We start from the raw sequence: 12,632 nt of genomic DNA, 5'->3' as shown, positions 1-12,632 counted from the left end.
CCCTGTGGTTGCTCTAGATCGCTCGGGGTAGGCACACCACCGCTACCCTTACCTATGGTAATTTGTTTGCTGGAAATCTCCTTGTTAGATAGTCATAACGTTTCTAGATAGTAGGATCAATCAAATGTTCATCAAAGTACTGCATAAATTAGCTGCTTCTAGTTGTCTAGTAGCTGGCATCAGCTTGGTCGGATCGGTGCTACCCCAGACCAGCTTTGCCCAAACCAACGCAGGCTTTATTTTATGGGGTAATACCAAAGATAATGCGCTCGACTATTGCCTCGATCAAGGTAGTGCCGATCGCTACGATCGCTATTACCTAGAAGTAAAGTCACAAAAGTTTAAGGTGTCTGAGGTAATCCTTACCTATCCAGAACATTACACAGGTGTATTTGACCAGTCTGGCATTGAGCTTCGCCTATCTAGTGACTGTCGTAGCGGTAAGAGTATTCCGTTAGAGTCGGCAACATGGGATAAAGAAAACCGCCGAATTGTTGTGGTTCCCAAAGAAGCCGTTCCTGCTAACACACCCATGCGGCTTGTACTGTCAAACGTACGAAATCCCTATTTTGGCGGTATGTTTCAATTAGATGCGAGGGTCATGCGAGCAGATGTCCCCGTTCCCGTTTATGTTGGTTCTTGGATTATCGGGATCGATTAATTTAAAGGCATCCATGAATATCCTAATCAGTAATGACGATGGCATCTATTCACCAGGCGTCAGGGCACTTGCTGACGCGCTCAGTGAAGGAGTCAATGGGGGAGAGCATACAGTTACCGTGGTCTGTCCAGATCGAGAACGATCGGCAACAGGTCATGCGCTCACCTTGCAAGAACCGCTCAGAGTCGATGCGATCGCCAATGTTTATCATCCATCCGTAACCGCATGGGCTTGCTCGGGCACACCTTCTGACTCGGTAAAGTTGGCGCTCGATGCCATCTTACCCTCCCCTCCCGATTTAGTGCTTTCTGGGATCAATCGCGGTTCCAATCTAGGCACAGATGTGTTGTATTCAGGTACAGTTTCGGCAGCGATGGAGGGTGTATTGGAGGGGATACCAAGTATCGCTTTTAGCCTTGCCAGCTTTGCCTCAACCGACTTTAGTGCCGCTGCCAACTTTGCCAAACAGATGGTGGCAGCGATCGCAGCTCACCCCATTAAAGATCCGATTTTATTAAATGTGAATATTCCAGCGATTCCTGCGGGAGATATTTGCGGTGTCGTGGTGACAAAACTTGGAATTCGGCGCTATCGGGATATCTTTGAAAAACGTATCGATCCTAGAGGCAAAACCTATTACTGGTTATCCGGTGAAGTGATTGAAGAAGAAGCCGCACCCAATAGCGATATTCAAGCCATTCGCAACAACTACATCACAATTACACCACTCCAATACGATCTGACAGGTTATAGCAGTTTAGAACTGCTCGATGGCTGGGTGAAAGATGCGTTGGGAAATCTATCGTGAGAGCTAGAAAGATCGTAATTTCGATTTTTATTGTTTTTATCGTTGCGATCGCAATTGCGTTCTTTAATCTCAGTGCGATCGTAAAAAACAATTTCGAGCAAAACGTGAGTCAGGCTCTAGGCGTTAACGCCAAAATTGAGAATTTAAATCTCCAGTTATTCAGCGGTCATGTTGATATCAAGGGTTTGGTAGTTTCCAATCCTTTGGGTTTTTCAACCCCACATTTTTTCAAGATCGGTGAATTTGAATTTCAAGTCAAGCCAAATACCATCCTCAATGAAACCGTTGAAGTGGAGACATTTAAACTGAAGGAAGTTAGTGTCAATATTGAGCAGCAAGTCAATAAAAATAACATTCTCGAAGTTTTAGACCACATCGAAAAGCAGAAAGGGAAGGAAGACAAAAACCAGAAAAAGCTGAGATTAAAATTAGCTTCTGTGGATAATATTGCTTTGAAATTAACCCTCTCTCAGTTTGGTGTAGTCCTCAGTACGTTAAATCTCAGTCTGCCGAATATAGAATTAAAAAATATTGGTACGGATGATGTCCAGGGAGTTCTGTTAAGCGAACTTACAAGGCAATTGGTATCAGCAATTGTCAAGGAAGTTTTAATCCAAAACAAGCAAAATATTCCTGATAGCATCTTACAGATGTTTAAAAGTAAAATGATGGGTTCAACAGCCCTCTCTCCTAACCCTCTCTTTGCTCCAACAATAGCTCCCAAAATATAGGATAATTTTTACTCATTCGATTGGATAGATGGAAATGTCAGAAGATCTAAACATGGATAGCGATCGCCCCACACCACAAGCCTTGGGATTTTGTCAACCCGCCGAGTGGGAGCCTCATACCGCCTGTTGGTTGGCATTTCCTAGCGATCGCGACCTGTGGCTAGAAGATCTAGAAGCAGCCCAAGCCGAATTTATTGCCCTTGCCCGTGCGATCGCCCAGTCAGAGCCGATAGAGATTCTCGTTCCTAACTTGGAAATCGAAGCGATCGCCAAAGCCGCGCTGAAAGATATCCCAGTGCGATTTCATCTCATTCCCTTTGGCGATATTTGGATGCGTGACATCTCTCCCATCTTTACAACAAAGCATCAAGAAAAAAGCCAAGAGAATACCACTGCTGCACTCACCTTCCAGTGGAATGGTTGGGGACATAAATATATGTTGGAAGGGGACGATCTGGTAGCAGAACGCATTGCCAAGTCTTTACAAATCCCAACCTTCCAATTTCCTTGGGTGCTCGAAGGCGGCGCTGTAGAAGTAGACGGACAAGGAACCTGTCTCACTACCAAGCAATGTCTGCTCAACCCTAACCGCAATCCTGAGATGAGCCAAGCTGAGATTGAGTCAGGGCTAAAACAAGCCCTCGGTGTGCGCAAAATTCTGTGGATAGAATCTGGGTTGCTGAACGATCACACCGACGGACATATCGACACGATCGCGCGGTTCGTTGCCCCCAGTGTGGTCATGTGCATGCAGGCAGCATCCACAGAAGATCCCAATTATCAAGTATTAGAGGATATTGCCGAACAGCTATCTAGGTTTACCGACGCTCGCGATCGCCCATTAACCGTTGTCCGCATTCCCTCCCCAGGTTTGGTGCTCGATTCTGATGGTGAGATTATGCCTGCCAGCTATTTAAATTTCTATATTGCCAATGGGGGCGTCATCGTCCCAACCTATGATTCACCCTTCGATCGCCAAGCCGTCGAAGCGATCTCGGCTCACTTTCCCAATCGAACTACCGTAGGGCTGAGTGCTAAAACAATTCTTCTGGGCGGCGGTGCCTTTCACTGCATTACCTGCCATCAGCCAGCATAGTCCATTCAGGCATTCCCAAAAAGACCTTGCATCGGCGAGGTCTTTTTAAAGAATGACTAGTATTATTTTCCGAATTAGGAATATTCATGAATATTCTAATTTGTTTCAAAATTTAAATTTTGAGCCAAGGCGATCGCCTGCATTACTGAAACCTCGCCACTTGCTACCAACTTGATAATTGGGAAGAAACGGTCTGCGATTGCCAGGTTGCGCTCGACATTGCAGCCGAGCAGTTCTTCTGGAATTATCGTGTTGCCTAGTTCGACACTAATCTTAAATCGGACTTCACCAGAATCTAAGTCAATTTCAAAATTACCAACAGGCATTCCATAGTTCGCTCTGGTCAAGAATTCTGAAACTGGCAAACGAGATACCTCAGGGATATTTTCTTGATAAATAGAATAAAAGCCAATTTCAGTATCAAGGTCGTTACCTAGGGCAAAGCAGTCCCACTCACCACTTAAGCCCTTGTACGAAAGCTTGATAATCCCATATTCTTCTAGCAATCCATAATCCCAATCTTCCGACTCAAAAAAATCTATGAGTTGAGTAAAAAGTTCGTTGGTCTCAATCCCAACATCTTCGGACTCATCCTCCTCCGATGCCCAATGAGTACGATAGACAATTTCTGCACTTGAGCCTTCTTCATCAAGCATAGATTGCTTAGCATAAAGCAAATACCAATTTTCTGTTTCTAATAATGGCGATTCCGATCCATTGAGTTCCAGTAAATATTTCGCCGCCTCTTCTACCGTATTTGCATGTACTAATAAATCGTCGAGACATTCGTCATCTAAGATAATCTCTAGTTCCACCATGCGATCGCGATGAAATTCTTCACCAAAATCAGTAGCTCTTAACTCAGACTCATGGTTAAACATTTCCCTTAGACTTCCCTGTTGATAGATTTCAAAGTCTATCTCAAAAGTCATTTGACAACTCATCACATCTCCATCTTCTTCGTCCCAAGACAAATCGACATTATGCATTTCTAAAGGAATTCCATCGCGATCGCGCAATGAAAAAGGCTGAGAGATTGCAGAATGATTGGTTTCCATGCTTATAGATACATTAAGGGCTATAGATTAATGAGTAGAGAATATTGCTAGGTGCTAACATTCAGACTTTAAATGCTAACCCATTTCTACCAAGCTCTGTATATGCTTTCTCTACTAGTTTTATGGCATTCTCACCCATGAATATTATCAAAGATAATCGGTGAGAGCAGCATCCTAGAACACATCGATCCCTAGAAGAATACGACTGCTCAACGGGCTGGGTTAGTTTGTCAGATTTGGGATTGAGATAATGCTGTCAACCAACCTAATATTCCCTAAGACACTACTCCCTGAGACACTATCCTCGTGCGATCGCGATTCCTGTAGAAGAACAAGCTCCTAATGGAGGAAGTGGCGAACGTGGGTGAGAACCATGACCAACCCTAGCTCATCCGCTGCCTTAATCGAATCTCCATCGCGCATACTGCCACCGGGCTGTACGATCGCCGTAATTCCCGCCGCCGCAGCAGTACGAACAGAATCATCAAATGGGAAGAAGCCATCGCTGGCTAGTACTGCGCCTTTCGTGCGATCGCCTGCTTGCTCTAGGGCAATTTTAGCAGAGCCGACTCGATTCATCTGACCTGCACCAATGCCCAGTGTGACGCGATCTCCTGTAATCGCGATCGCATTCGACTTGACATGGCGACAGATTTTCCAAGCAAAGATCAGTTCCTGCATTTGCTCTGGGCTGGGCTGTTTTTGGGTTACAACCTGCCAAGTTTCGGGAGTTGCGGGTAGATCGTCGCTTTTTTGCACCAACATACCACCAGCAATTAGCTTGACGGTTTCGCTCGTTCCCTGTTGCATCTCAGGGAGAACGAGAACGCGCAGGTTCGGCTTAGCTGCCAAAATCGTTGCAACACTTGCCACACAAGCTGGGGCGACCACGCATTCTAAGAAGGTTGAGGTGAGAGCCTTGGCAGTCTCTTCATCAATGGGACGATTTAAGGCAACGATACCGCCAAATGCAGAGGTGGAATCTGCGGCAAAGGCTTTTTGATAGGCTTCGGCAATGGTTGGTGCGATCGCGACGCCACAGGGATTATTGTGTTTGACGATTACAGCGCAGGGGGCATCGTTCCAAAACTCAGCCACAATACTCCGCGCTGCTTCTAAATCGAGCAAGTTGTTATAGCTGAGTTCTTTCCCTTGTAATTGTTGAGCCGCCGACCAGCCCTTAGGTGCGGCTCCTAACTGATACCAAGTTGCAGGTTGATGGGGGTTCTCACCATAGCGCAGGGGTTTGGGACTGTGACACAGCAGGGTATAGGAAGAAGAAAGGGAAGGTTGAGAAGAAGTTGCTCCTGTCGATGAAACTTCCATTAAATCGATTTTTGCCTGCGCCTCATTCAGAATCTCTTTGGTGAGATAGTCTGCGATCGCGCGATCGTAAGCTTGGGTATGGGAAAAGGCTGCTAAGGCAAGCGATCGGCGAAATTCTATGCGCGTCTCACCATTGTGAGCTTTGAGTTCTTCCAGATAGGCATTGTACTGGGCGGGATTTGATAGCACCGATACATATTGATGATTTTTGGCAGCGGCGCGAATCATGGTTGGACCACCGACATCAATTTGCTCGATCGCTTGTTCTAGAGACACACCTGCTTTGGCGATCGTCTGCTCAAACGGATAGAGATTTACCACCACAAGCGTTACAGGTTGAATATCATTCGCAGTTAAATCGGCGCGATCGCTCTCTAGATCTGGGCGCGATAAAATCCCGCCATGAATTTTAGGATGCAGGGTTTTGACGCGTCCGCCCAAGATTTCGGGGGCTCCCGTATAGTCAGACACTTTGGTTACGGGCAAGTTTGCTTCTTTGAGCGCTTTAGCGGTTCCGCCACTGCTGATGAGTTGAAACTGGTATGACTCCACTAAGACACGTGCCAGATCGATCAGTCCTGTCTTGTCCGAGACGCTCAAAATGGCGAGGCGATTCATAAGTTGTTTAACTCCATAGATAACTGCGTACAATCCAAAATCTAAATTGCAGGACTATACAAGGCTACATGAGATTATAGAACCTGTTTAGGCTCTTTTCCTCGAAAGTTAAGGCTTTTAGGCAAATCTCTATCAATATTGCGTTGAGAATATTCCGAATTTTGTCATATTGATAATTTGATATAATTCCATGTAGGTTTATCCTACGGCTTAAACAGCTATGACCTTTTTCGATGCTAATTCACCACTACGTCTTGGAATCTCTTCACATCCAAGCTTAGATAATTTTTTCGCAATCTCCCAACAGTTCATCAGGCAAAAATGATTGTTTCGATTAGGGTTGGTGAATCTTGGTCTGTAAAGTATGTGGAAGTCTTTTATCTAAACCATCATAGAGTTCGCGATCGCTGACTGCTTTGTCCCATTGCGATCGCTGTAAGATAGAAGCATGGAAAGCAGTGAGCGAACCCTCAAACAGTTTTAACTACATTTTAGTAAAGGTGAAACTATGACCGCTACAGCCATCAAACCCTCAACCCTAGAAGAATTTCTACAACTATCGGAGACAAAACCCGCATATGAATTTATTGATGGACAAATCATACAGAAACCTATGCCTCAAGGAGAACATAGCCAGCTTCAGATCGAACTATGCGAAACGATAAATCAAATCGCTAAGCCGCAAAAAATTGGTAAAGCCTTTCCAGAGTTGCGCTGCGTTTTTGGTGATTTGGCGATCGTTCCAGACATAGCTGTATTTCGTTGGGAACGCATCCCCTGCTTACCATCAGGACGAATTGCTAATCGTTTTGAGACCTATCCAGACTGGTCTATTGAAATTCTCTCTCCCGATCAAAGATATAAACAAGTATTAGCAAAGCTATTACACTGTGCTGAATATGGAACTGAACTAGGGTGGTTACTCGACTCAGAAGATGAAAGTATTTTAGTCATAGATAGCGATCGCCGAGTTAAGGAACTAAGAAATAGCGATCGCCTGCCAGTCCTTAGTGGGATTGATTTAGAACTAACCGTTCAACAGGTATTTAGCTGGCTGAATTTGTGACACACTTCTATCACTGACCTTAGTAAAAGTACAGTGTAGGCTTTTAACGGGTCAGGAACTTTGGTTGCTAGTAGCGCGATCGGCGATCGCTTTATCCGATCGATGACTAGATAAATAAAAAAAAGCTGCATCGCAGCTTTTTTTTATTCGTAAAACAATCTAACAATCTATGCAGTTACCAACTCAGGACGCTTGCTGTGGCGAATATCAGAAATCGCTTGAGCGTAGTTCTTTGCCTTAAATACAGCCGAACCAGCCACGATCGCATTGGCTCCCGCTTCCAAAACTTGCCAAGTATTGTTGCCCTTTAGACCACCATCGACTTCGATCCATGGGTCGAGACCGCGCTCGTCACACATTTCACGCAACTGACGAATCTTGGGGATAACGGTAGGAATAAAGCTTTGACCGCCAAAACCGGGGTTAACGCTCATAATCAGCACGAGGTCACAAAGATCCAAGACATGCTCGATAAAACTGAGGGGTGTAGAGGGGTTCAGTGAAACTCCAGCTAACTTACCGAGTTCGCGAATTTGACCCAAATTGCGGTGCAGGTGAGGGCAAGCATTATGTTCGGCATGAACGGTGATAATATCCGCGCCTGCTTTGGCAAAATCAGGGACATATCGCTCTGGTTCGACGATCATCAAATGCACATCCAAAATCTTTTTGGTGACAGGGCGAATTGCCTCAACGATTAATGGCCCAATCGTGATATTAGGGACAAACCGACCATCCATGACATCAACGTGAATCCAATCTGCGCCAGCAGCATCAACGGCACTAATTTCTTCGCCTAATCGACTAAAATCGGCTGACAGAATTGAGGGAGAAATAACTGTAGATTTTTGTGCCATATGCTTACGCGGTAGTGATAGTTACAGATTTTCTTAATGTTAACATTTTCAGCGACATCCTTTTGCATTCTGAAATGCGATCGCCAAGCTGAGACTGTTCCTAGATTTGCGTAGCCTAGCCTATATAATGAATGGTTGCCTACAGAACCAAATTTTTTGGGATGCGTTATGCACTGCCCTTTTTGTCAAAACATGGAAAGTCGCGTACTAGAGTCTCGTGCAGCAGAGGCAGGGCATAGCGTGCGACGCCGCAGAGAATGCTTGAAATGCCAACGTCGGTTTACAACCTACGAAAGAATTGAATTTGTGCCAATTACCGTAATTAAACGCGATGGGACGGCAGAATCTTTCGATCGCTCTAAATTGCTGCGCGGCATGGTTCGTGCCTGCGAAAAAACGGGGGTATTGCAAGAAAAGCTAGAAGCTATGATTGATGAAATCGAATCACAGCTTCAGTTGCGAGAAAATCACAATGTTACGAGCGTGGAGATTGGTGAAATGGTTTTAGAGCACCTCCAAACCGTAAGCGAGGTAGCTTACGTGCGTTTTGCCTCTGTCTATCGCCAGTTTAAAGGGGTCAGAGATTTTGCTGAAGCCCTCAGTCAGCTAGATAAAAATGCTCAAAATATTCCGTGAATCCGTCCCTATGATGCGGGAATCTTGGCGAACCATGCGGTGATGCCATCCGCGATCGCGGTTGCCAGTCGCTGTTGCTGCTCTGGATCGACGATCCATTCAAATTCATCAGGATTGATCATAAAGCCGAGTTCCAAAAGCACGGATGGTGTTGTAGTCGAGCGAACGAGTGCTAAATTTGCCCAATAGACGCCATAGTCGGGGCGATTGAGCTGTTTGACCAAGTAATTTTGTAGAAATCTCGCCAAATCGCTACTTTGGGGATGGTACCAAAAAGCGCCAACTCCCGCTGTGTTTATGGCATCCCCATTATCGGGAAGCGCGTTGTAATGAATGCTCAACGCGATCGCGGGTTCATTTCGATCGATTGTGTCTACCCGTTCTTCCAAGCCTAAATCGATGTCCTTGTCGCGGGTCATGACGACGGTAGCACCGCGCTTTTGCAGTTCGGCTTGCAAGAGTTTAGAGGTAATCAGCGTCGCTGTTTTTTCTGGATAGCCCGTCGGCGATCGCGTCCCCAAGTCTTCATCTCCACCATGCCCGGGGTCGAGCACGATCTTAATTCCTGCGAGGGGTTGAGGTGCAGCAGGTTGCGATCGGAGGATGGGGGGATGTTTGATCGAGAGCACCAGACTCGAGCCTTCGTACCGTAGTTTGTAGCCCCATTGCTGGCTAGATTTGAGGCCGATCGTGTAAACCACCTGACTGGGGGCATTCTGTTGCGAGGCGATTTGCTGCCAAGTGATTTGCCCGATCGCGGGGTCGTTGCCAATTAAAATCGTATCGGTTTGGGCGGTCACATTATGGAGAGTGAGCGTGAGGGTGCGATCGCCCTGCGCCACGGTCATGGGAACTGGAACTTCTAAAGGGAAAGTAATCTCTGTCCAATTGGAGACTTTTTTCGTGCCGAGGCTATGGATGCTTGAATGGATGGGGGCTTCTACATCTTGGATTCGCACAGATTTACGGTTAATCCAAGCGCCATAGTCAAGTCGGAACCAATCCCCCTGTCTGCCTGTAATTAGAGCTTTTGAACCCTTGGGCAGTGGGGTCAAACGCGAAAAGTCACTACTCGCACCCGTGCGAGTTATGGCAGAAGGAACGGTAACTTCCACGATCTGGAGGCGATCGGGTGATAGTACTTCCACAGTTCCTTGGGCTGGTTGGCGGATGGTTTGATTGGCTTTGGTGACTCGAAACTCAGGCTTGCCTAGGATGCCAGAGTTCGCGAAAGCAGTACAGCCTAAATATTTTCCGATCGCTGGTTCCACCGAGGGTTGATTATTGCCTGTTAAGACTGCGTAGTTAGGTGGCAGTTGTGCCTCTGACTGGCTAGTCTTTAGAGAAACTGTGCGATCGCCTAGAACTACGGAAACATCGGCATTCGGCGTGGCGATCGCTTCAAAACAAATCCGTTCGTTGGGCTGGATCGCTATATCCTGTTTGGGAAGTAAAGAATCAGAAATAAATCCCAACTCAGAAGGTGGCGCAATCCTCGTAGCAAGTCGGGTGATGTTCGTAGCGATCGCCTGCGAAGTCTGTTTTTGCCCTTGAGAATTTTGATACTCAAGCGTAAAGCTGTTTTGCCCCAGTTGTAATGGCAGGCTAGGTGCAAAGTGTCCCGCCGCATTGCGTTTAATTGCCACACCGTTAATCGTGACTATCCCCTCAGGCGGAGCCGAACCAATGAAAAAGATTTTGTTACTGTAGGTTTCGTGTTTTAAAGGCGGATAGGTGAGGTGTAGTTGCGGCGATCGCGTCTGCGCTCCCGCAGCTAAGGTGAGAAGTAACGTGACGACGGCTAGAATCAAGCCAATAAAAAATCGCCTAAATTCAGAACCACGGATTTTCACGGACTTTGGGATAGCACGGATTTTTATACTTCTGTATTTTTGAAAAATCAGTGTCATCATTATTTAACCTGCGTTCGGGTTAAGGATTTCGGAACAAAGCAAGCTGACTTGCTGGAACCGAGGAGTTTGATCCCCCTGCCCTATCGGGCATCCCCCTTACAAAAGTGAAGTGAGTTCTCCCCCCTTTTGCAAGGGGGGCTGGGGGGGATCCTTGAGGCGTATAGCGATTTGGGTTTTCTTATCCCGAACAGACGGTATTTAATCCGCTCAATCCGCGATTCTGACTGCTTTTAATCTGCGATCTACTTTTTCTTCTTGCCTTTGCCAGGCCCGATCGTAGCATCGACCAACTCTAACTCAGAGGCGCGAAAAGAGACGATTTTTTCCCAGTTGCCACCACCAAAAATCACAGCAACCCTACCATCGGTTACTCTTTGCACCTGTCCCTCAAAACCATAGTAGGTGTCACCTGCATTGATCACCTTCACAGCCGATCCGGGGAAAATCATCGTACTCATATCAAATTTCTACTCCGTTGCAATATCTTTGTGTGAATCTTGAGGTTAAATCTTGCTAACAGTGATTATAGAATATGTTTCCGATCTAATCATCTGGCAACGAAGAGTTTAAAAGGTATTCAGATCCCCGACTTTTTAAGAAAAGTCGGGGATCTTGTTTTAACTACTACGCAAGAATTCGGAGCTATTAAATTCACGATCCTTAGCGTCGGACTGCAAACACTCCAGTATTTTGATTATTTCCTCTCAAGGTGTTACTGTCGATAACCTGCATTCTATCAACAGCCCCTGTACTCCAATTGATCTGTACCAGACCAGCTTCAGGATTTAGACAAGTCCAAGTTGCAGAGATCCTACCTCCTGATGCAGGATCATCAGCAAGCGCATCCCCAGAGGCATAGAAACTAACTGGGAACCTTCTTTCGTCGTACCACCAATATCCTTCTACTACACTACATCTACCTGCGATTGCAGGAGATCCATAATTAGGGTCTGTTTGTGCGCTGCTAGGATTAGCAATCAGAAAAGGAGTGAGAACTCCAAGAGACAAATGACAAAGTAAACTAGAGATTTTATTCAACTTAAGCATAGAATCATGATTTGAGTGAAGATTGACGAAGAAAGCGATGAATAAATGAACAGTCTTAGCGATAGTCTTTCTGGCTTAATGTATTAAGTGAAAAAACTAAAAATTTACTTAATAATTAATGAATCAATCCTCACAAAATCATCAAGACTTTTCAAGTCGGATAAGGGCGGATAAAGACGGCACTTTTTGAAAACGAAAAATATAGAAAAGAAATCAGCGATCGCTAAAAGCACAAAATATAGTAGCTTTACATTTACTCAGTGTGCGTCTTCATGATGGATATGCAGAAGATTTTGAGCTTAGCAGACGAAATGGTATTTGAAAAAACGGGCAAACATTTAGATGATCTGCAAGTGTCAATCCTGAAAGGTGTATGGGAAAATCAACGCTATGCAAAAATTGCTGAAGAATATCGCTGCACTGAAGGGCATGTAAAAGATGTTAGTTATGAACTATGGCAAGTTCTCTCTGAAGTCTTTGGAGAAATGGTTCGCAAATCCAATTTGAAGGCAGTGTTTGAAAGAAATCAAGTTGGGAACTTTGCTGCAAAAGATATTGTACATATTGGGAACGTACATTTGTGTGGCGAACAGCAAGCTTCCGAAAAATCAGAACCGAAAACTATCAACCTGCATAAGGAAGGCAAGAACCTAGCAATACAAAAGTTGTTAGAACTTGGACTAAGCGCTGAACAAATTGCCGAGATCTTGGGACTGTCTGTCGAAGAGATAAAAGCAGATTTTTCGTTCTAAAGCTCAATCCTTCGCCAATTCAAGGATGAAATGCAACGCCTAGAGATCTTTGCGTAAAGGGAC

General features: G+C 45.4%; 12 protein-coding genes. 7 read left to right on the top strand and 5 right to left on the bottom strand.

What is annotated here, in order from left to right; translation table 11 throughout:
• Positions 1–124: 124 nt before the first annotated feature.
• The 4 genes from V2H45_RS06775 to V2H45_RS06760 are packed head-to-tail and all read left to right on the top strand — an operon-like array spanning position 125 to position 3,296.
• On the top strand, positions 125–661 hold the full coding sequence (locus V2H45_RS06775; RefSeq protein WP_330482864.1) for a DUF2808 domain-containing protein: 537 nt from the start codon (positions 125–127) through the stop codon (positions 659–661).
• 13 nt (positions 662–674) lie between these two features.
• The gene (gene surE / locus V2H45_RS06770) at positions 675–1,469 is read left to right on the top strand and encodes a 5'/3'-nucleotidase SurE (protein WP_330482863.1); all 795 of its coding nucleotides are present in this window, start codon (positions 675–677) and stop codon (positions 1,467–1,469) included.
• A complete protein-coding gene (locus V2H45_RS06765) occupies positions 1,466–2,200 on the top strand; it encodes a DUF748 domain-containing protein (RefSeq protein WP_330482862.1) in 735 nt (244 codons plus the stop codon). Before surE ends, V2H45_RS06765 begins: the two co-directional genes overlap by 4 nt.
• A 34-nt stretch (positions 2,201–2,234) precedes the next feature.
• Entirely contained in the window at positions 2,235–3,296 is a 1,062-nt protein-coding gene (locus V2H45_RS06760) for an agmatine deiminase family protein (RefSeq protein ID WP_330482861.1), read from the top strand.
• A 95-nt stretch (positions 3,297–3,391) separates the two neighbouring features.
• Here the strand turns inward: V2H45_RS06760 and V2H45_RS06755 are convergent, their stop codons facing one another.
• On the bottom strand, positions 3,392–4,354 hold the full coding sequence (locus tag V2H45_RS06755; RefSeq protein WP_330482860.1) for a type III secretion system chaperone family protein: 963 nt from the start codon (positions 4,352–4,354) through the stop codon (positions 3,392–3,394).
• Positions 4,355–4,693: 339 nt separating this feature from the next.
• The gene (gene purH, locus V2H45_RS06750; protein WP_330482859.1) at positions 4,694–6,298 is read right to left on the bottom strand and encodes a bifunctional phosphoribosylaminoimidazolecarboxamide formyltransferase/IMP cyclohydrolase; all 1,605 of its coding nucleotides are present in this window, start codon (positions 6,296–6,298) and stop codon (positions 4,694–4,696) included.
• 508 nt (positions 6,299–6,806) lie between these two features.
• Here purH and V2H45_RS06745 point away from each other — a divergent pair.
• Positions 6,807–7,364 carry a Uma2 family endonuclease gene (locus V2H45_RS06745; RefSeq protein ID WP_330482858.1) on the top strand — a complete coding sequence of 186 codons (558 nt, stop codon included), beginning with the start codon at positions 6,807–6,809 and terminating at the stop codon, positions 7,362–7,364.
• A 167-nt stretch (positions 7,365–7,531) separates the two neighbouring features.
• Here V2H45_RS06745 and rpe read toward each other — a convergent pair whose 3' ends face one another.
• Complete coding sequence (gene rpe, locus V2H45_RS06740; protein WP_330482857.1) at positions 7,532–8,221, bottom strand: ribulose-phosphate 3-epimerase; 690 nt, start codon at positions 8,219–8,221, stop codon at positions 7,532–7,534.
• Positions 8,222–8,389: 168 nt separating this feature from the next.
• On the opposite strand from rpe, the gene nrdR reads away from it, so the two are divergent.
• Entirely contained in the window at positions 8,390–8,857 is a 468-nt protein-coding gene (gene nrdR / locus V2H45_RS06735) for a transcriptional regulator NrdR (protein ID WP_330482856.1), read from the top strand.
• A gap of 8 nt (positions 8,858–8,865) precedes the next feature.
• On the opposite strand, the gene V2H45_RS06730 is transcribed toward nrdR, so the two are convergent.
• Together V2H45_RS06730 and V2H45_RS06725 are read right to left on the bottom strand one after the other, a co-directional pair.
• Positions 8,866–10,770 (bottom strand): N-acetylmuramoyl-L-alanine amidase, encoded by a 1,905-nt coding sequence (locus V2H45_RS06730; RefSeq protein WP_330482855.1) that lies wholly within the window; start codon positions 10,768–10,770, stop codon positions 8,866–8,868.
• Between the two features lie 242 nt (positions 10,771–11,012).
• The gene (locus V2H45_RS06725; protein WP_408648743.1) at positions 11,013–11,219 is read right to left on the bottom strand and encodes an NAD(P)H dehydrogenase subunit NdhS; all 207 of its coding nucleotides are present in this window, start codon (positions 11,217–11,219) and stop codon (positions 11,013–11,015) included.
• 873 nt (positions 11,220–12,092) lie between these two features.
• On the opposite strand from V2H45_RS06725, the gene V2H45_RS06720 reads away from it, so the two are divergent.
• Positions 12,093–12,569 carry a hypothetical protein gene (locus V2H45_RS06720; protein ID WP_330482853.1) on the top strand — a complete coding sequence of 159 codons (477 nt, stop codon included), beginning with the start codon at positions 12,093–12,095 and terminating at the stop codon, positions 12,567–12,569.
• Positions 12,570–12,632 lie beyond the last annotated feature (63 nt).

Origin of the sequence: Tumidithrix elongata BACA0141, from assembly GCF_036349135.1 — a bacterium.
In the GTDB taxonomy this organism is placed as follows: Bacteria; Cyanobacteriota; Cyanobacteriia; order Pseudanabaenales; family Pseudanabaenaceae; genus Tumidithrix; species Tumidithrix elongata.
Note: the sequence above shows the minus strand (reverse complement) of the source record. Positions and strands in the feature narration are given on the sequence as shown.